At 67.2% G+C, this 18,994-nt stretch carries 18 protein-coding genes; 3 read left to right on the top strand and 15 right to left on the bottom strand.

What is annotated here, in order from left to right:
• Nucleotides 1–9: 9 nt before the first annotated feature.
• Nucleotides 10–2,181: a cyanophycin synthetase gene (locus N0K08_RS21560; protein WP_261502477.1), complete on the bottom strand. Its 2,172-nt coding sequence runs from the start codon at nucleotides 2,179–2,181 to the stop codon at nucleotides 10–12.
• Between the two features lie 203 nt (nucleotides 2,182–2,384).
• On the opposite strand from N0K08_RS21560, the gene N0K08_RS21565 reads away from it, so the two are divergent.
• The 3 genes from N0K08_RS21565 to N0K08_RS21575 all read left to right on the top strand — a co-directional run bounded on the left by N0K08_RS21565 (nucleotide 2,385) and on the right by N0K08_RS21575 (nucleotide 5,778).
• A complete protein-coding gene (locus tag N0K08_RS21565) occupies nucleotides 2,385–4,682 on the top strand; it encodes a cyanophycin metabolism-associated ABC transporter (protein WP_261502478.1) in 2,298 nt (765 codons plus the stop codon).
• Nucleotides 4,683–4,685: 3 nt separating this feature from the next.
• Complete coding sequence (locus N0K08_RS21570) at nucleotides 4,686–5,177, top strand: cyanophycin metabolism-associated DUF1854 family protein (RefSeq protein WP_261502479.1); 492 nt, start codon at nucleotides 4,686–4,688, stop codon at nucleotides 5,175–5,177.
• Nucleotides 5,178–5,346: 169 nt separating this feature from the next.
• Nucleotides 5,347–5,778 (top strand): hypothetical protein, encoded by a 432-nt coding sequence (locus N0K08_RS21575; RefSeq protein WP_261502480.1) that lies wholly within the window; start codon nucleotides 5,347–5,349, stop codon nucleotides 5,776–5,778.
• A gap of 12 nt (nucleotides 5,779–5,790) precedes the next feature.
• On the opposite strand, the gene N0K08_RS21580 is transcribed toward N0K08_RS21575, so the two are convergent.
• The 14 genes from N0K08_RS21580 to N0K08_RS21645 all read right to left on the bottom strand — a co-directional run bounded on the left by N0K08_RS21580 (nucleotide 5,791) and on the right by N0K08_RS21645 (nucleotide 18,988).
• Entirely contained in the window at nucleotides 5,791–6,159 is a 369-nt protein-coding gene (locus N0K08_RS21580; protein WP_408642994.1) for an EF-hand domain-containing protein, read from the bottom strand.
• A gap of 31 nt (nucleotides 6,160–6,190) precedes the next feature.
• A complete protein-coding gene (locus N0K08_RS21585; RefSeq protein ID WP_261502481.1) occupies nucleotides 6,191–7,120 on the bottom strand; it encodes a 5'-nucleotidase in 930 nt (309 codons plus the stop codon).
• 19 nt (nucleotides 7,121–7,139) lie between these two features.
• Nucleotides 7,140–8,369, bottom strand: a complete 1,230-nt coding sequence (gene gspF / locus N0K08_RS21590; RefSeq protein ID WP_261502482.1) for a type II secretion system inner membrane protein GspF — start codon at nucleotides 8,367–8,369, stop codon at nucleotides 7,140–7,142.
• Between the two features lie 101 nt (nucleotides 8,370–8,470).
• A complete protein-coding gene (locus N0K08_RS21595; RefSeq protein WP_261502483.1) occupies nucleotides 8,471–9,472 on the bottom strand; it encodes an LLM class flavin-dependent oxidoreductase in 1,002 nt (333 codons plus the stop codon).
• Between the two features lie 16 nt (nucleotides 9,473–9,488).
• Nucleotides 9,489–9,776, bottom strand: a complete 288-nt coding sequence (locus N0K08_RS21600; protein WP_261502484.1) for a hypothetical protein — start codon at nucleotides 9,774–9,776, stop codon at nucleotides 9,489–9,491.
• A 221-nt stretch (nucleotides 9,777–9,997) separates the two neighbouring features.
• Nucleotides 9,998–11,359: a GspE/PulE family protein gene (locus N0K08_RS21605; protein WP_261502486.1), complete on the bottom strand. Its 1,362-nt coding sequence runs from the start codon at nucleotides 11,357–11,359 to the stop codon at nucleotides 9,998–10,000.
• Between the two features lie 4 nt (nucleotides 11,360–11,363).
• The gene (gspD, locus tag N0K08_RS21610; protein WP_261502487.1) at nucleotides 11,364–13,643 is read right to left on the bottom strand and encodes a type II secretion system secretin GspD; all 2,280 of its coding nucleotides are present in this window, start codon (nucleotides 13,641–13,643) and stop codon (nucleotides 11,364–11,366) included.
• A gap of 5 nt (nucleotides 13,644–13,648) precedes the next feature.
• Nucleotides 13,649–14,476, bottom strand: coding sequence for a type II secretion system protein N (gene gspN / locus N0K08_RS21615; protein ID WP_261502488.1), 828 nt, complete (start codon nucleotides 14,474–14,476; stop codon nucleotides 13,649–13,651).
• A complete protein-coding gene (locus N0K08_RS21620; protein WP_261502489.1) occupies nucleotides 14,473–15,048 on the bottom strand; it encodes a type II secretion system protein M in 576 nt (191 codons plus the stop codon). The genes gspN and N0K08_RS21620 overlap by 4 nt, the downstream gene beginning before the upstream one ends.
• On the bottom strand, nucleotides 15,045–16,277 hold the full coding sequence (gene gspL / locus N0K08_RS21625; protein WP_261502490.1) for a type II secretion system protein GspL: 1,233 nt from the start codon (nucleotides 16,275–16,277) through the stop codon (nucleotides 15,045–15,047). Before gspL ends, N0K08_RS21620 begins: the two co-directional genes overlap by 4 nt.
• Before the next feature lie 21 nt (nucleotides 16,278–16,298).
• A complete protein-coding gene (gene gspK, locus N0K08_RS21630) occupies nucleotides 16,299–17,318 on the bottom strand; it encodes a type II secretion system minor pseudopilin GspK (protein WP_261502491.1) in 1,020 nt (339 codons plus the stop codon).
• Complete coding sequence (locus N0K08_RS21635) at nucleotides 17,315–18,025, bottom strand: prepilin-type N-terminal cleavage/methylation domain-containing protein (protein WP_261502714.1); 711 nt, start codon at nucleotides 18,023–18,025, stop codon at nucleotides 17,315–17,317. Before N0K08_RS21635 ends, gspK begins: the two co-directional genes overlap by 4 nt.
• Before the next feature lie 160 nt (nucleotides 18,026–18,185).
• Complete coding sequence (gspI, locus tag N0K08_RS21640; RefSeq protein WP_261502492.1) at nucleotides 18,186–18,539, bottom strand: type II secretion system minor pseudopilin GspI; 354 nt, start codon at nucleotides 18,537–18,539, stop codon at nucleotides 18,186–18,188.
• A 23-nt stretch (nucleotides 18,540–18,562) separates the two neighbouring features.
• Nucleotides 18,563–18,988: a prepilin-type N-terminal cleavage/methylation domain-containing protein gene (locus N0K08_RS21645; protein WP_261502493.1), complete on the bottom strand. Its 426-nt coding sequence runs from the start codon at nucleotides 18,986–18,988 to the stop codon at nucleotides 18,563–18,565.
• Nucleotides 18,989–18,994: the final 6 nt, after the last annotated feature.

The raw sequence follows: 18,994 nt of genomic DNA on the forward strand, positions 1-18,994 counted from the left end.
TGCGTGCAATCAGACGGTGTATTCAAAAGTCTTGATGCCGGCGCCGATCAGGTCGGGCGAGATATCCAGCGCCCAGGCGGTGGCAATCGCGGCCAGCAGCGCAGCCGTGTCGGGGCGTTGGCCATTGGCCAGCGCCAGTGCTTCCAGCGTGCCCAGCACGCGCTCTTGCCCACCCGTGGCCAGGACCACCTGGCGGCCCTTGACGAGCACGGCGCGACCGCCTTCCTTGCTCTGGCGGTGGGCTGCGACGACGGCGTTGTCGGCATGCTGCGTGTACAGAATCACTTCGCCATCGCACAGCTCGGCGAGTTCCGCCACTTCGGGCAGGTCGGCATTGAACACGCCGGCGCCATGGGCCAGCACGACGTCGATCTGGGTGCGGATCACGCGGCGCATCTGCGCGGGCTCGCTCACATCATGGTCGGGCAGCGTTTCGTAGCCTTCCATGTCGGTGACGACGCCGACCAGGCAGCGGTCATAGGCCAGGCCTTCCTCAAGGATGGAGCGCGAGGTGGTCTGGATCACGGCCGCCTCGGCCAGGCAGTTGGTCAGCAGACGGTGGGCGCCAGCCCAGTTGGCGGTATTGGTCTTTTGCGTCTGGCGGTTGGCCAGGAACATGCCTTCGCTGCTGGCCACGCCCGTGCGCTTGCCCGACAGTTGCAGCAACCAGCCGACGAGGCGGGCGATGAAGGCGTTTTCACGCGTGCCCACGATGCCCACCACAGGAATGCGGCCCGCATCCTTGTCTTCTTCCGAGCGGGGAAAAAGGTGATCGGCGATCGCCATGCCCACGGGGCGGGGCGTGCCGCTGGTGGGCTTGAGGTGCATCAACAGCCCGGGGCCGGCATTGACTTCCAGAATCGCGCCCTGGCCTTGCATGGGCTGGGAGATGTCCTTGAGGATCATGTCCATGCCGGCGATGTCCAGGCCCACGATCTTGGCGGCCAGCGTGGCGTAGTAGGCGACGTCCGGGTGCACGTCGTCGGTGCAGTCGATCGCCATGTTGCCGTTGCGTTGCAGCAGCACGGCCTGGCCTTTGGGAATGACGGAGTCGGGTGTCAGCTTCTGGCGGTTGAGTTCCAGCTTCACGGCACCGGCTTGCAGATTGATCCAGTCCAGCGGGAATTCCTGCTCCGGGCCGCGACGCGGGTCCTGATTGAGCACTTCCACCAGCGCGCTCAGGGTGGCGGTGCCGTTGCCATAGACGCTGACGGTTTCGCCCTTGGTGGCGGCGACCACTTTGCCGCCCACGACCAGAATGCGGTGTTCCACGCCGTCGATGAACTTCTCGACGATCACGTCCGAGCCTTCAGGCTGGGCCAAGGCGAATGCGGCCTTGATGTCTTCTTCGTGGTACAGCTCCAGCGTCACGCCGCGCGCATGGTTGCCGTCGGAAGGCTTGACGGTGACGGGAAAGCCGATGTCCTGCGCCACTTCCCAGGCTTCTTCGGGGCTGGCCACGATCTGGCCTTCGGGCACGGGCACGCCGCAGGCCGACAGCAGGCGCTTGGTGAAATCCTTGTCCTGGGCAATGCCTTCGGCAATCGCGCTGGTCTGGTCGGACTCTGCCGTCCAGATGCGGCGCTGTGCGGCGCCATAGCCGAGCTGCACCAGATTGCCGTCGTTGAGGCGGATATGGGGAATGCGGCGCTCGCTCGCGGCATCGACAATGCAGCCGGTGGAGGGGCCGAGGTAGCTGTCGTTGATCGCCGTCTTGATGGCGCGGATCGCGGACTTGGTGTCGAAGGCCTCGTCATTGATGGCGGCCATCAGCAGCTTGTGGCCGTTTTCCAAGGCCACGCGGGCCACGGCTTCTTCGGGGCAGCGGAACACCATGCGGTATACGCCGCGCTGGGAAATTTCCCGGGTCTGGCCGAATTCCGCCGGCAAGCCCGCGAGATTGAGCAATTCGATGACCACGTGCTCGAGCACATGGCCCATCCAGGTGCCGCCTTCGAGCCGCTGGATGAAACCGCCGCGCACGCCAACGCCGCAGGTGTGTTCGATCAGGTCGGGCAACCAACTGGTCAGGCGCTCGTTGAGGCCTGGAATCTTGTTGGACGGGTAGTCTTCGAGCTCCCCCAGATCCAGCCAAACCTCCAGAACGGGGCGGTAGGTCCAGACACTGGGGCCACGCAGGAAGGTTGTGCGCAAGAGTTGGATGTCGTTGAATTTCGCCATGTCGATCAGCGGATAAAAATGGGGGAGAACAAGATTGTGATCTTCCTGTCCAGGATGCAGAGCATTGTGACGGTTGTCAGCCTAAATGCAGGCTCGCGCGTTAAGCAAAATGTATCGAGTGTCCGGCGCGGCCGCGCTCACCTTGCCGGTGCGGTTTCCGCATGACTCTTGAAGCCGCCAGCGGCGGAGGAAAATAAGCCAACATGCAACATCACCATACTGTGGACGCCTCGGCAGTCTTTGCCGGCCCCCTGGGGGACGAACTGCGAGCCAAGCTCGCTTCCCATGAAAACGTTTTAGCCATCGTTCCGGTTGACCTGAGTGCTGATTTGCAGTTTGGCAGCGGTCTTTTGGCGCTGACGCAAGACAGGTTGCTGGCCTGCGACCCCAAGTCCAAGCAGTGGAGTGAGTGGGTACTTGCTGTTGATCAAAGCCTGCGTCTGCATGACCATGGTGGTGTGGGCGTTCTGGAGCTGCACAGCCCGCATGCGCTGCTGGCGCGTTGGCACAGCACGCTCACGCACCATGCGGCCATGGTGCTGCTGCAGCAGCAGTTCGACCGCCAGCGTGAGCGCATCGCCAGCCAGAGGGTCTATGCCGCCGTCGATGACGAGGATGCCGCGCATTGCCCCGTCTGCCACGCCTCCCTGCCGCCCAATACCGACGAATGCCCGGCCTGCGCACGCCAGCAGGCCCCCCAGACTTCGACCTGGGTGCTGCTGCGCCTGTGGCGTTTTGCCCAACCCCACCAAGGCCAGCTGCTGCTGGGCTTTCTGCTGACGCTGGCCACGACGGCTGCGCAGCTGGTCGCGCCCTACCTGACGATTCCGCTGATGGACAAGATCCTGATCCCGTTCCAGAACGGTGAAAAGATCGATTCCAGCCTGGTGACCTTTTATCTGGGCGCGCTGCTGGTCTCGGCCTTGCTGGCCTGGGCGCTGGGCTGGGGGCGGACGTTTGTGCTGGCCAAGGTGTCCGAACGTATCGGCGCGAACTTGCGCACCACCACTTACAACCACTTGCTGACGCTGTCCCTGGATTACTACGGCAGCAAGCGCACGGGTGATCTGATGGCGCGTATCGGTGCCGAAACCGACCGCATCAACCTCTTTCTGTCGCTCAACGCGCTGGATTTCGTCACCGACGTGCTGATGATCGTGATGACTTCGGTCATCCTGTTCTCCATCAACCCCTGGCTGGCGCTGGTGACCCTGGTGCCGCTGCCCTTCATCGCCTGGATGATTCACACGGTGCGTGACCGCCTGCGCACGGGCTTCGAGAAGATCGACCGCGTCTGGTCCGAAGTGACCAATGTGCTGGCCGACACCATTCCCGGCATCCGCGTGGTGAAGGCCTTTGCGCAGGAAAAGCGCGAAGCCGCACGCTTTCACGAAGCCAACCAGATCAACCTGGAAGCCAATGACAAGGTCAACAAGACCTGGTCGCTGTTCACGCCCACCGTGACGCTGCTGACGGAAATCGGCCTGCTCATCGTCTGGGGCTTCGGCATCTACCTGGTCGCGGACGGCTCGATCACCGTCGGTGTGCTGACGGCCTTCATCGCCTACATCGGCCGTTTCTACAGCCGTCTGGACTCGATGAGCCGCATTGTCTCGGTCACGCAGAAGGCTGCGGCCGGCGCCAAGCGCATCTTCGACATCCTGGACCACGTGAGCAATGTGCCCCAGCCCGCGAATCCCGTGAAGCTGGCCAAGGTCCAGGGCGCGATCACCATGGAAGATGTGGGCTTTCGTTACGGCAGCCGCAGCGTGATCAAGCACCTGGACTTGCATATCAAGCCCGGCGAAATGATTGGCCTGGTGGGCCACAGCGGTTCGGGCAAGAGCACGCTGGTCAACCTGATTTGCCGCTTCTTCGACGTGACCGAAGGCTCCATCCAGCTCGACGGCGTGGATGTGCGCCGCATGTCGGTGTCCGACTACCGCCGCAATATCGGCCTGGTGCTGCAGGAGCCCTTCCTGTTCTTCGGCACCATCGCCGAAAACATCGCCTACGGCAAGCCCGAGGCCACGCGCGCCGAAATCGTCGCCGCGGCCCGCGCGGCCCATGCCCACGAGTTCATCCTGCGCCTGCCGCTGGGCTATGACTCGCTGGTCGGCGAGCGCGGCCAGAGCCTGTCGGGCGGCGAGCGCCAGCGCATCAGCATTGCGCGTGCGCTGCTGATCGATCCGCGCATTCTGATCCTCGACGAAGCCACGTCGGCGGTGGACACCGAAACCGAGAAGGAAATCCAGAAAGCACTGGACAACCTGGTCCAGGGCCGGACCACGATCGCCATTGCCCACCGCCTGTCGACCCTGCGCAAGGCCGACCGACTGGTGGTGATGGACCGCGGCGAAATCGTCGAAGTCGGCCCGCACGACGAACTCATCGCGCTGCGCGGCGCCTACTGGCGGCTGTACGAAGCCCAGGCACGCCGCGCCGAAGAAGATGCGCAGGCCGCGGGTCTGGTGCTGCAAACTCCGCTTTCCAAGGATTGAGCCATGAGCGAAACATTTGTTGAGACCCCGATGGACATGCAGTTGCAGCGCGACGCCCATGGCGCCCTGGTGCTGACGCTGGCCGACGGCACGCGCCACGTGGGCGTGGTGCCGGTGCGCGCCTTTCCCATGGCCGCGCCTGAGGAAGGTCTGTCGCTGGTGCGCAGCGACGGCAAGGAAGCGCTGTGGGTGGCGCATATGAACCAGCTGCCGGCGGCCGCGCGGACGCTGATCGAGCAAGACCTGGCGGTGCGCGAATTCGTGCCCACCATCCTGAAAATCCGTAGCGTCTCGGGTTTTTCCACGCCCAGCACCTGGCAGGTCGACACCGACCGGGGGCCGACCCAGCTGGTGCTCAAGGCCGAAGAAGACATCCGCAAGCTCCACGGCCGCACCCGGCTGCGCATTTCCGGCAGCGATGCGGTGCAGTTCTCGATTCCCGATACGACCGCGCTGGACCGGCATTCCCAGCGTTTGCTTGGGCGATTTCTATAGCAGCCGGGGCGCATGTCGCTTGGCTTTCCGCGGGGGCAAGAAAAAAGGCGAAGAAAAAATTGGTTTTTTTCGGAATTTCCTTTAGTTTCCGAAAGTGCTGCCGATAAACAGAGCGAGGCGGGTTTTTTCCGCCATTCGCCTTTGTCTTTGAGCCACCGAGGGACTTGCCATGCAAATTACACCTGCCGATCGATCGTCTGCCTGGCGGCCCCAAGGCGCTGATTTGTATTCCACTGGCGCTTCGGGCACCGTGCCCGTGCGCCCAATCAATCCGGCGAACGCCGTCGAATCCATGGACCGCCTGGGTGAAGGCGCCATCGTGCGCGAGCCCGACAAGCCTTCGGTCCCGGACCAGTCCAACCGCGACTGGACCATGGTCAAAGAGAAAAAGCAGGCCGAGGAAGTCGAAGAGCCGCCCAAGGAGCCGATTTACAAGCATTTACTGGAAGTCATCCAGTCGATGTGGCGCGCCAGCGCCATGGCCGTCGACCAATCCCAGCAGGTCAGCAAGACCGATGAGATCGAGCGCAACCAGTTGCAGGTCAAGGACGAGCCGCTGACCTACTCGGAGCCCAAAACCAAGCGCACCGGCGGGTTGTAAACACCGTCCTGGTTAGTCGGCAGGCTGTGCCTTGGCTGCGGCTGCCTTTGCCTGGTCCCGCTCGGCGCGGTAGTGGCGCGTGAACACTTCCACTTCTTCGAAGGACACGAATCCGTCCTTGTCGGTATCGGCCGTGTCGAACGCTGCGGCCAGGCGCGGGAACAGCGCCACTTCGGTGCGGCTGAGCTTGCCGTCCTTGTTGAAATCCAACAGCTGGAAATCACGCCGTGCCTTGATTTCGCCTTTGCTCAGCGGCGCGGCGCCTTCGGTGGGGGCAGTCTGGGCCCAGCCCAGGCTGCAGGCGCCCGCCAGGGCCAGTGCGCCGAGCAGGCGCAGGGGGAGAGGGGAAAGAAAATGGGCCATAGCGTGGAATGGTGCCATGGCGGGCCCGACCTGACCCAGGCCTGCGCAATCACCCCAAGGGCGGCTGCTTGCGGCTGGTTGCAACTGTTTCCGGCGCTGCGCTGCGCACATGGCCTGAAGGCACATGCCGGGCCGCGTTGCGCACATGGCCGGTCTGGTCGTCAAAAAAGAAATCGGGCTCGAATTCACGCAGGAACGGGCCCTTGCCCAGTCCGCCCAGGAACATGGCTTCGTCGACGGCGATATTCCAGCTCATCAGCGTCTGTATGGCGCGCTTGTGCGCCGGAGCGCTGCGTGCAGTGACCAGGGCCGTGCGTATGCGCATGCCGGGCACATGGATCTGCTGCAGCTGGTGCAGGGCGCTCAGCAGGGGCTTGAACGGCCCGTCGGGCAGGGGCTGGCCGCGCTTGTCGGTCTCGTGGCGCTGGAAGGCTTCCAGGCCCTGGGCCTGGAATACGCGCTCGGCTTCGTCGGAAAACAGCACGGCGTCGCCGTCGAAAGCAATTCGCACTTCGTGCGGGTGGGCTTGGCTGGCCTGGGCCGACTCGGTGAACACATGGGCCGCGGGGTAGCCCAGGCGCAGCGCTTCGGTCACATCCTCGGCGTTGGCCGACAAGAACAAATGCGCGCCCAGCGGACGCAGGTAGCCGAAGGGCGCACGCCCCTGGGTGAACACGCCGCGCTGCAGCGCAATGCCCGCGGACTCGGCCGAGTGGAAGACGCGCAGGCCGCTCACCGGGTCGTTGCGCGACAGGATCACCACTTCCACGCGCTGCTGCTCGGGCGTGTTGAAGGCCAGCAGCTTTTGCACCAGCGAAAAGGCGATGCCGCGGCGCGCCGGCAGCTCCAGCCGTTCGCGCTGCAACTGCAGGTAGGTGGCGGCGTCGCTGTGCTCGAACAGCCGGTTTTCTTCCTCGAAGTCGAACAGGGCGCGCGACGAGATGGCGACGACGAGCTTGTCATCCAGGGTCACGGTCATGTACGGCTCCGGGCAGGCTTCATTTGACGAACTGGTTGAGCTCGATGATGGGCATCAGCACGGCCAGCACGATCAGCATCACCACCATGCCCATGACCACGATCAGCAGCGGCTCGAGGATGGTGGCCATGTGCATGGCGCGGCGCTGGACTTCGGTCGACAGCTGGTTGGCGGCGCGCTGCAGCATCACCGGCAGCTGGCCGGTCTGCTCGCCCAAGCGCGCAAACATGGCCAGCAGGCCGGGAAAGCGTTTCTTCTGCGCCAGCGCCGAAGCCAGTGGCGCGCCTTCGCGCACCAGCACCAGCGCATCCAGCGCGTCGGCCCGCAGCGCGTGGTTGCTCAGCGTTTCGGCCGCGGCCTGCAAGGCTTTGAGAATCGGTACGCCGGCGCCGGCCAGCATGGCCAGGGTGCTGGCAAAACGCGCGGCGTTGTAGCTGCGCGCCAGGCGGCCGATCAGCGGCAGCCGCAGCCAGGCCGCGTCGAAGCGCTCGCGCGTGGCCGGGTTGCGCAGCAGGCGCCGGCCGGCCAGCGCCGCCAGCACGGCGATGCCCAGGAAAGTCCAGCCGTAGTCGCGCACGGCGTCGCTGACGGCGAGCAAGGCCACGGTGAGCATGGGAAGCTGGCGCTTGGTGCCTACGAACACGCTGGCCACCTGGGGCACGACGTAGCTCACCAGAAACAGCACGATGACCACGGCCACCAGAGACACGATGGCCGGGTACAGGGCTGCGCCTATGAGCTTGGACTGCAGCGCCTGGCGCGCTTCCAGGTCGTCGGCCAGGTTGGCGAGCACCAGGCCCAGGCTGCCGCTGGATTCACCGGCGCCGATGACGGCGCAGTAGATCGCGGAAAACTCGCGCGGGTGCTGCTGCAGCGCGCGCGAAAAAGTCGAGCCTGCATTGACTTCGGCGCGCAGCGTGGCCAGCAGATGGTGCTGGCGTTCGTCTTCGGCTTCGTCGGCCAGTGCGCTCAGCGCGCGTTCCAGCGGCAGGCCGGCGCTGACCAGGCCCGAGAGCTGGCGTGTCCAGACCGTCAGCGCGCTGGCGTTGAATACGGGCCGCGTGAACCAGCGTTCCTGCCAGGTCAGCTCCGTGCCGGGCGCGCTGCCCGACCCGATGGGGTTCACGGACAGGGGCACCAGGGCCTGGGCCCGCAGCAGGTTGCGCGCGGACTTGGCGGTGTCGGCTTCCAGGGTGCCCTTGCGGGTGGCACCCTGGGCGTCGAGGGCTTCGTAAGAAAAAGCGGGCATGGGGCAGGAGTGGGGCGCGCGTGCGTGTGGAGTTCAGCACATGTTAGCGGCTGCAGATGACAGAGCGTGTCAGCCGCAGGCCTGGTGGCCTGCGCTGTGGCTCAGGAGGCGATGGCCTGGGCGGCGATTTCCAGCGAACGCAGGCGCAGCGCCGGGTCGTAGATATCGCTGACCAGCATGAACTCGTCGGCCTGGGTGGAGTCGAGCAAGGTCTGGAAATGGCGGCGCACGCTGTCCGGGCTGCCGACCACGCCGGCGCGCAGGAAGTCGCCGATGGCGGCGCACTCCGAAGGCGAGAGCTGGGCGGCGTAGTTTTCCACGGGCGGCTGCAGGCGCGAGCGCTGGCCCGTGAGAATGCCCAGCACGCGCTGGTAGGTGCTGCTGGCCAGGAACTCGGCTTCTTCGTCGGTGGGGGCGGCAATCACCGGCACGCCGACGATGGCATAGGGCTTGGCCAGCGTGGCCGAGGGACGGAACAGTTCGCGGTACATGTCCAGCGCCTGGTGCAGCATGCGCGGCGCGAAGTGCGAGGCAAAGGCGTAGGGCAGGCCCATGTGCGCGGCAAGCTGGGCCGAGAACAGGCTCGACCCCAGCAGCCAGATCGGCACGTTGGTGCCCGCGCCGGGCATGGCGATGATGCGCTGGCCGGGCGTGACCGGGCCCAGCAGTTGCTGGAGTTCGGCCACGTCGCGCGGGAAGTCCTGCTCGGTTTCGACGCGGTCGCGGCGCAGTGCGCGCATGGTCGGGCCGTCGGTGCCGGGCGCGCGGCCCAGGCCCAGGTCGATGCGGCCCGGGTAGAGCTCGGCCAGTGTGCCGAAAGCTTCGGCCACGACCAGCGGCGCGTGGTTGGGCAGCATCACGCCGCCCGAGCCCACGCGAATGCGGCTGGTGCCGCCCGCGATGTGGCCGATCAGCACGGCCGTCGCCGAGCTGGCAATGCCCGGCATGTTGTGGTGTTCGGCCAGCCAGTAGCGGGTAAAGCCCAGGGCTTCGGCCTTTTGCGCCGTGCGCAAGGCGATCTCCAGGGCCTGGGCCACGGTGCCGCCTTCGCGCACGGCCACGAGATCGAGCAGGGAAAGGCGAGTGTCTTGGAGAGATTTCATCATGCAGCGGGTCCGTTCAGCGCAGTCGGCGTGTGATTTCGTTCTTGCAGGTTATACCCACCACGATGCACCAGACGAAGGACAGCACGGCAATCCCCCAGTTGTTGCTGCCCATTTCCATGGCCACGAAGGACAGGGGCAGGGCCACCAGCGCGGCCAGCCGTATGCAGCGGCGCAGCTGGGCCTCCAACAGGCGGGCCTTGTAGAACAACAGCAGCCCGTAGCTGGCCACGGCCAGCAGGGTCAGCAACAAAAAAGTCTCGCCGCCGTAAGGCGCGCTCCAGGTGCGAAGGGATTCCATCATGGAGACCATTGTCGCTGCCATTGCTCAGCCGCGCTGCGAGGGCTTTGTTCAGCGTTCGCGTCGCCAGCAGTCCACGCAACTGGCGCGGCCCAGTAAGGGGGCAGCGAGGAAGGGCCGGCCCGCACCGAGGCTGCCGTGCCTGGGCGGCCCCCCACCCTCCACCGCAGGTTGAGAGGGGGGAGACGGGGCGGCCCATGCCGCGAAGCGGCTCAGGGGGTGCTTTAGTCCCTCGTCACGCGCAGCACTTCCTCCGCCGTAGTGATGCCGGAGCGCACCAGGCGCTCGCCATCGTCGCGCATCAGCGTCATGCCGCTGGCCAGGGCCGCGGCGCGGATGTCGGCTTCGCTGGCCTGGCCGTGGATCTGGCGGCGGATCGCATCGTCGACCACCAGCAGCTCGAAGACGCCGGTGCGGCCCTTGTAGCCGCTGGGCTCGGAGTCGTCCTTCTTGCGCACCAGGCGCTGGGCCAGCACGCCCAGCAGCGAGCTGCTGAGCAGGAAAGGCTCGACGCCCATGTCGACCAGTCGGGTGATGGCGCTGGGCGCGTCGTTGGTGTGCAGCGTGGCCAGCACCAGATGGCCCGTGAGCGAGGCCTGGATGGCGATCTGGGCGGTCTCGAAGTCGCGGATTTCGCCGATCATGATCACGTCCGGGTCCTGGCGCAGGATGGCGCGCAAGGCCTTGGCGAACGTCAGGTCGATCTTGGCGTTGACCTGGGTCTGGCCCACGCCCGCGAGCTCGTACTCGATCGGGTCTTCCACCGTCATGATGTTGCCGCTCGAAGCGTCGAGCCGCTGCAGCGCCGCATACAAGGTGGTGGTCTTGCCCGAGCCCGTGGGGCCGGTGACCAGGATGATGCCGTGGGGCTGGCGGATCAGCGACTCGATGCGCTCCAGCGTCTGACCTTGCATGCCCACGGCTTCGAGCGTGAGCTTGGAGCCGCTCTTGTCGAGCAGACGCAGCACGGCGCGTTCGCCATGGGCGCTGGGCAGGGTGGAGACGCGCACGTCGATGGCGCGCGTGCCCAGGCGCAGGCTGATGCGTCCGTCCTGCGGCAGGCGCTTTTCCGAAATGTCGAGGTCGGCCATGATCTTCAGGCGCGAGATCAGCGCCGCGTGCAAGGCCCGGTTGGGCTGCACGACTTCGCGCAGATCGCCATCGACGCGAAAGCGTACGCTGGAATGCCGCTCGTAGGGCTCGATGTGGATGTCGCTGGCGCCGTCGCGCGCGGCCTGCGTGAGCAGGGCGTTGAGCATGCGGATGATGGGTGCGTCGTCGGCGGTTTCCAGCAGGTCTTCCACCGCCGGCAGGTCCTGCATCATGCGCGACAGATCGGCGTCGGATTCCACTTCGCTGACCACGCGCGCGGCGCTGGATTCGCCCTGGGCATAGGCGGCGCTGATGCGCTGCGCCAACTGCGCGGCATCGAGCGACTGCCAGTGCGGCACGGCGTGCTTGCGCTGCACTTCGGACAGTGCCTGGAAGTCGGGCGTCGGGCCGTGCCACAGCACGGGCTGCTGACCGTCGTCTTCGAGCAGCAGCTGGGTGCTGCGGGCATAGGCATAGGGCAGGGGATAACGCATGGCTTCAGGGCGCGCTGTAGGTTTCGTCAGACTCGGAGACGGGCACGACGCGCGGACGCGCCGGTTTGGCTGCACCGGATGTGAAAGGCACGGTGGCCAGTGGTTGCGTCGGACCGCCGGGCTGCAGCTGGGGCATCACTGGCGCGCCATCCACCGAGCCGAGGATGGTGCTTGGCGCCGGCTGCACGATCTCCTGGTTCGCCCGGATGGCGTCGTAGCGGTCGAGCATCAGCGCATCGCTGGCCGCCGCATCGCGCACCACCACCGGGCGCAGGAACACCATCAGATTGGACTTGCTGCGCGTGCGGTTCTGGCTGCGGAACAGGTTGCCGACGCCCGGCAGGTCGCCAAGCAAGGGCACCTTGTCCTCTGCCAGCGAGTAGTCGTCCTGCAGCAGGCCGCCCAGCACCAGAATGCTGCCGTCCTCGATCAGCACGTTCGATTCGATCGAGCGCTTGCGCGTGGTCGGGCCATTGGTGTCCTTGAGCGTCGACAGGTCGATGCTGGAGACTTCCTGGTAGACCGACAGCTTCACGGTGCCGTTCTCGTTGATCTGCGGGCGCACGCGCAGCGTCAGACCGACGTCCTTGCGTTCCACGGTGGTGAACGGGCTCACGCCGGAAGTGCCGGTGGTGCTGGCGTAGGAGCCGGTGACGAACGGCACGTTGTTGCCGATGATGATCTTCGCTTCCTCGTTGTCCAGCGTCATCAGGTTTGGCGTGGACAGCACGTTGGCGTCCGTATTGGTCTGCAGGAAGTTGGCCAGCGCGCCGAGGTAGTACTTGCCGTTGATGCGCGGCGCGATGCCGATGTTCAGGCCCTTGCCCAGGGAGCTGAGCGCCGTGGCCGCGGTGGCGCTACCGCCGGCAATGCCGGCTGTGACGCCCAGGATGTTCGCGCCGCTGGTGCCGGAATTGGTGCCTATCACCCCCATGGTGCTGCCGTTGCTGCCCAGCAGCGACTGCCACTGCACGCCGACCTGGGCCAGCTTGGTGGCCGAGACTTCGACGATCAGGCTTTCCACCAGCACCTGGGCACGGCGCCCGTCGAGCTGGTCGATGACCGCGCGTAACTGGCGGTAGACCGGTGGCGGCGCGCTGATGATCAGCGAATTGGTGGCCGGGTCGGCCTGGATTTGCCCGCCCGTGGACGGCTGGTTGCCGCTGTTGCTGCCGCTGCTGGTACTGCTGCCCAGGCCGTAGCTGCTGGTGCTGCCGCCCATGCCGGAACTGCTGCCTTGCTGGGTGTTGGTGCTGGTCGACGTGCGCGTGCTGTTGGCACTGCCGGACACGCCGCCGGTCGAGGACGAAGCGGCGCCGCCGTCGCTGCTCATCGCCGCGCGCAGCGTGGTGGCCAGGGTCACCGCATCGGCATTCTTGAGGTAGACCACATGGATGTTGCCGCTGCCTGCTGCCGAGCTGGCGTAGGCGGGTTGGTCGAGGCGTGCGATCAGCGAGCGCACCTGGGCCAGTCGCGCGGGATTGGCGGCGCGCACCACCAGCGCGTTGCTGCGCGGCTCGGCCATCAAGGTGGTCTTGTAGGCCGTATCGGCCTGGCCCTGGGCCACGGCGCCGGGCACCGCGCCCGCGCTGCCGCCTTCGATCAGCCGGCCGACCAGCACCGCCATTTCGGAGGCGACGGCGTGCTGCAGCGGAATCACGTCGACGTCGGTGGCGTTGGATACGTCCATGGCGGCGATGACGCGCGACAGGCGCTGTACGTTGTCCGCATAGTCGGTGATGACCAGCGAGTTGTTGCCCGGGTTCACGTTGATGGTGTTGTTCGGGCTGATCAGCGGCCGCAGCACGGGCACCAGATTGGCCGCGTTCTCGAAGTTGAGCTTGAAGATCTGGGTCACGATCTGGCCGCCGGCCGGAGTGCCGCCGCGTCCGCCTTGCGACACCGCCACACTGCCCGACTGGAGCTTGGCATCGGCTTCGGGAATGACCTTGTACAGGCCCGCGGCCTCGACCACGGTGAAGCCCTGCAGGCGCAGCGCGGCGAGGAATTGCTGGAAGGCCTGGGTCGGCGCCAGCGGTTTCTCGCTGATCAGGGTCATCGTGCCCTTGACGCGCGGATCGACCACCACGTTGCGGCCGGTGATGGTGGCCATGGCGCGGGCCACGGCTTCGATCTCGGCGCCCGAGAAGTTGAGCGTCACGGGCTCGGTGCGGTTGCTGGCCTGGGTCTGGGCCAGTGCCGGCCCGCTGGCGCAGGCCAGTATGGCGCTGGCGGCAATGGAGTGGAGTGCGACGCGCAAGCGGCGTGAAGTGATGAACGTCATGGAATTCAGCCCAGGGAAATGAGGGAGCGCGCGCCGCTGCGTCGCCCGATGATGTTGAGAAAGTTGGCCAGGGCTGCTTCACGTTCGGGCGTGGCCGTGGCCTCGCCGCGAAACCGCAGACGCTGGCCTACCCATTGGCCGGAGCCGCTGAGCTGTAAATGGCCTTCGAGCGTGCTGAGCGTCACCGTGGGGGAATCCCCGCCGTCTATGACCAGCCGGTAGCTGCCCATGGGGCGCAAGGTGGACAGCCGCGAGGACACGCCCAGCGCGTCGAGCTGGAGCTGGCCTTCGCTGCGTCCGCGGCCGGCCAGCCATTGCAGGCGCAGCCCCTGGGTACGCAGCAGCAGCTGGCCCTGGATTTGCGCCGTGTTCCATGGCGTGCCCAGGCCGGTGAGCAGGTCCGCGGGCCACTGGCTTTGCTGGTCCTGGAATTGTGCTTCCAGGCCTTGCCAGCGCAGGCGCAAGCGGGCCTGCAGCGGTTGCGGCGTGCAGCATGCGGCCGACAGCTGGATGCGCGCACCCAGCCAGGCGGGGCGCAGTTGCCACTGCACGCGCGAAGGCAGGGCCAGCTGGTCGCGGCTGCCGGCGCCGCCCGTGAGCACCAGGCGCGCGGAGCCGGTCCAGACCGTGCCGCGCGGCTCGCGCAATTGCAGCTGGCCCTGGCTGGCGCGCTCCAGGCCCGCGGCCAGCCAATGGGCGGGCGCGGCCAGCACCAGCGTCAACAGGCCGCCGGCCAGCGCGCCGGCCAGGGCCCAGGCGCGCGGGGATCGGGCGGTGCCGGGTCGGGCCGAGCCGGCAGCGGTGCTGCGCGCGGGGCGACTCAAGGCTTTCATGGTGCGGGTCCTGGTTGCGGCAGGCCCAGCACCAGGCTGCCATCCCACCGCGGGTCGCCGGCCGGCGCCGGCTTGGCCGATGGGGCGCTGGCCGTGAGCTTCATTTCCAGCGTGTTGACTTTCAGGTTCTGCCGCACCTGGCTCAGCCATGCTGCCAGGGCGTCGGCCGGCACGCCTTTGAGCGTGAGCATGGCGCGTTCACCTTGCAGCGTGAGCTGGGCTCCGCTGCCCAACTGCTGCACAGACTCTTTCAGGCGGGTGGGCACATCGGCCGGCGTCGCCAGTCCGTCCTGTGCGCCGGGCAGGGGCGGCGGCATGTCCGCCAGCAGGCGCTGGGCTTCGGCTTGCAGGCGCTGCATGCGCAGCAGTTGCTGGTCCAGGGCCGCATGCTGGGCCGGGGCCTGGCGCAGGGTCTGCAAGGCCGGCGCCAGCAGCACCCACCACAGCAGGCCTGCGCCCAGGGTGGCAGCGGCCAGCAGCAGGGCCTGGCGCTCGCGCGCGGCGAGTCCGTTCCACTGTGTGCGCCAGGCTTTCAAGTGGGCAAAGCGGCCGGGGGAGGTGGCAGCATTCATGGTTGTTCCTTCACTCGCAGCAGCAGGCTTTGTCCGTCAAAGCGTGCGGCATAGCCTTGCGCGGCCAGTTGTGTCCGCACATGTTCCTGGGCCGCGGCGTCCAGCGTCAGTCCGCGCAAGCGCAGCTCCTGGTCACTGTATTCGATGGCCTGGGGGCGCAGACCCGCGGGCAGCGCCTGACCGGCGGCGGCCAGCAGGGGCTCCAGCGCATGGGCCGACAGGCTGCCGGTGCGCTGGCGCAATTGCGCCACTTCGCGTTCCATTTGCACGGGCGCGTCGACCACCAGCTGCACCTTGGGAAAGGTCTGCAGCAGGCTGGCGCGTACCGCGATCTGCTTGGCGGCCAGTGCCTGGCGTTCTTTCCAGGCCCAGGCGTTGAGGCCGACGAGCTGGGCCACGACCAGCACGCCCAGCGCCCAGCGCGCGGCACGCCACTGCGGTGCGCGTACAAAGGCCAGGCTGGCGCTGGCCAGGCGCCGCAGCGCATGGCTGCGCCCGCCCAGGGCCAGGTCGAACTGGGCCAGATCCCAGGAGGTGCGGCTGGCGTCGAGCAGGCGCTCGGCCGTGCCCGCCAGGCGCACCGGGCGCTGCAGGCGCTGCTCGGCCAGGCCGGCGACCGCGGGCGCGGCATCCACCAGCAGAGCGTCGGGCGCGCCCAGCAGGGCCAGGCCGTCGCTGGACAGCGGGGCCCAGGCCACGCCCTGGTCCGCGGAGCAGCCGCTGGCCAGCAGCCAGGCCGATTCGGGTGTGCCCACGGCCCACAGGCGCGGGGCCTCGTCTTCGGCGGCTGGCGTCATCTGGACCGCAATGCGGTCCGCGCTGCGCCCCGCGGCTTCCAGGGCTTGCAGATGGCCGCGCAGCCAGGCCCGGTCGCAGACCGCGACCCAGACGCTCTGGCCGGCACGCGCGCCTGGCTGCAGCGCAAAGTGCAGCAGTTCAGGCTCGTCCAGCAGGTGTTCTTCGAGCAGGCCTTCGACCACCGAGCGCAGCCTGCCGGTGGCATTGCGCGTGCCGACGGCAATGCCCGCGGGCAAAGTGATGCGGTGCCAGGACAGGGCCTGTGGCGGCACGACGGCAACGATTTCGCCGGCCCGCCCGGCTTCGGGCAGATCGGTGACATTGGCCGCCGCATGGCGGGTGACGGCCTGGCCGTCGGGGCTGAGCGCGTAGACATACTCGCCGTCGGGACCGGAAGATGTCAGTGGCAGTTGAAGTATCAGAAGGCTCATAGGCGGGAAGGGCGGGCCATATTAGGGAGCAGGTGACTGGCCTGGCAGGGGGAGGCTGGGGGAGGTCCAGCTGCCGCGTTCGCGCCACAGCGTGACGACATCCATGTTCTTGCGCTGTACCAGGGAGCGCTCGCTGACCAGTGCGTCTCCGAGCCGCAAACGCCCGCGAATTTCGAAGAAAGATGATGAGACCGCGAGATTGTTGCTCGGCGTGTCGGACGCAACGCCCATGCGCGTCAGTGCATCGGCCGTGTTGCGCAGCGGGCTGGCTTCACGGGACTGGACGAACTGGCTGGCCTTGGCCCAGTCCAGGCCGTCGACGCTGGCCCAGATCACTTCGGCGCTGGCGGTGTTGACATTGATCGGTGTGCGCATGGGCAGCAGTGTCACATGGGGCTCGAGCCGGGCAATGACTTGCGGCGCAATGCCCAGCCATCCCAGCTGGACCAGCGTGCGCGGCATCAGCGGGGCCGTGCTTTGTTCGTTGCTGCCGGCCGCCTGGGCCTGGCGCAGGCCCATCGCGATCTGCTGCAGCGTGCCCGACGGCAGGCCCAGGCGCTCGAACAGGCGCTCGAACGGGAGGTTGGCGTCTTCCCGGTCCAGCAGATTGCGCAGGTTCATCCGGGATTGCAGGTCGATGATTTCGCCTGACAGGAAAGCGTTGGCGGTTTCGCTGGAAGCGTCGTCGACCTGGCTCACATTGCCTTCGGCCGCGAGAAAGCTCGACAGGCGGGCTTCCTGCAATGGCACGGCCCAGGGCTCGGCCAGGTGGTCGGGTCCGCCCGAGCGCGCATCCTCGCGCAGCACCACGCGCGACCAGTCGAGCGCGCCCAGCAGTATCCAGGCCGCCTGGGCGCGTGCGCGCTCGGCGGTTTCCACTTCCACGGAGCGCCATTGCTGCCACAGCGCCGTTGCCGCAAAAGTGGCCACCAGGGTCACGGTGAGCATGGCGGCGAGCAGTGCGGCGCCGCGCGCGCGCAGCCGTGCCAGGCCGGGCGGCGCCAGGCGGCGGGCAGTGTGGGCGCGAGCAGGCTGCTTCATGTGCGGTTGTTCGGGCGCAGGGGGTTGACCCAATCGCGCGTGAGGCGGCCCGCGAGGCCGGCACCGGGCGCGAGATCCAGCTCCAGCCGCACGCCTTCGGGAATGTCGGATGGCGGGGTGGCGGGGGCCGCGCCGGTCGCCGGGGGGCTGGCGGCTTCACCGGAGGAATCGCTGGACTGCGGATGGCTCCAGGCGCCGTCGCGGTAAAAATATATCTTCCAGCCCTGCAGTGGAAACAAGGCTGTTTCACGCCGGCGCTGGTCGTCGCTGGGGTTGCGCGCCCATTGCGCGGCCTGGTTCCAGGCATCGCTCCATTCGCTTCGCGTGCGCACGGGCAGCGACTGCCAGCGCAGCCACTGGTCCTGGCCCTGGCTGGTGCGACGGGTCCAGGCGACGACCAGCGCCCCTTCCGAGGGGGCGGCGGCAAAGCGGCGGGTCATGCGCAAGACCTGCCCGTCCCAGACAATGGTCTGGGTGTTGTCCAGGGCCATCAGGCCTTCGAGGTCGGCATTCCACTGGGCCAGCGCGGTCTGCAGCACGGCATGGGCATCGGTGTGGGCCTGGGTGTATTGCTGCGAGCGCAGCATGCTGTCCAGGCCGCGCCAACCCATCAAGGCCATCAGCGCCATAGCGACCAGCGCTACCAGCAGTTCAACGAGGGTGAAGCCGCGGGCCCGGGAATAAGAACGGCGCGCGCGCGGGGGCATTTCAGGCACCCAAGACGCTTGCGTCGTCCCATGGCCTATGAAACTGGCGTGGCCCTGCAAGGGGACACCGAGCAAGGGGCGCCCCGCAGCGATGGTGTCGTCCCCCTCCACCGAAGGATGAGAGGGGGAAGAGGCGAAGCCTCTCAGGGGGTGCTTCATCTCAATATCTTCCTATGATGGAAGTGATGCTCAGCACCGGATAGCGGCCGTCGCTGACCTTGACGTCGGCGCGGCGGAAACTGGGGTTGGGCGTGGGGCGCACGACCAGGGTCACGTTGAACGCCTGCCCCGCTTGTTCGCAGCGCAGCGTGGTGTCGCCCACGGGCGGCATTTGCCGCGACAGGCGCATGCGCACCAGCTCGTTTTCGGCGCACAGCTGGCCGAGCAGCATGTCGGACTGGCGCTGGGCGTTGCGCGTCAGCGCCGACGTGGCCTGCGCGCCGGCAAGCAAGGCGATGGCCACGATGCCCAGTGCCACCAGCACTTCAATCAGGGTGAAGCCTCGGGCGCGCAAGCCCCGGCGCGGCAATGGCGACCTCACTGGCGGCTTTCGGGTGCAAACGGGCGCAGGCCGTCGGTGGCCACGGACAGGCGCAATTCGGGCGTGTCGACATGGGTCAGAACGGTGCGCTGCGGCGGCAGCAAAGGCTCGGGGCCGAGAACGAGCACGTTGCCTTGAACGACCCGGGTGCCCGCATCCAGCCACTGGGTGGGCAAGCTGTTGCCAGCGGGCAGGCCTTCAAAACGAAAGCCCGACCCTTGAGCCTGCCAGCGCACCAGGGTGCCGCTGGCGCGGGCCTGGGCACGACCTGCTTCGAGCAGGGCCGACAGCCTCTGGCCTTCGCGCTCCAGCCGGCTTTGGCCGCTGTCACGCAAGGCCATGCCCACGCCGGCCGTGGCCAGCGCCATGATGCTGATCACCACCAGCAACTCCAGCAGGGAAAAACCGCGTGCGCGCGTCATGAGGGG

The organism is Acidovorax bellezanensis (assembly GCF_025421555.1).
Classification (GTDB): Bacteria; Pseudomonadota; Gammaproteobacteria; order Burkholderiales; family Burkholderiaceae_C; genus Comamonas; species Comamonas bellezanensis.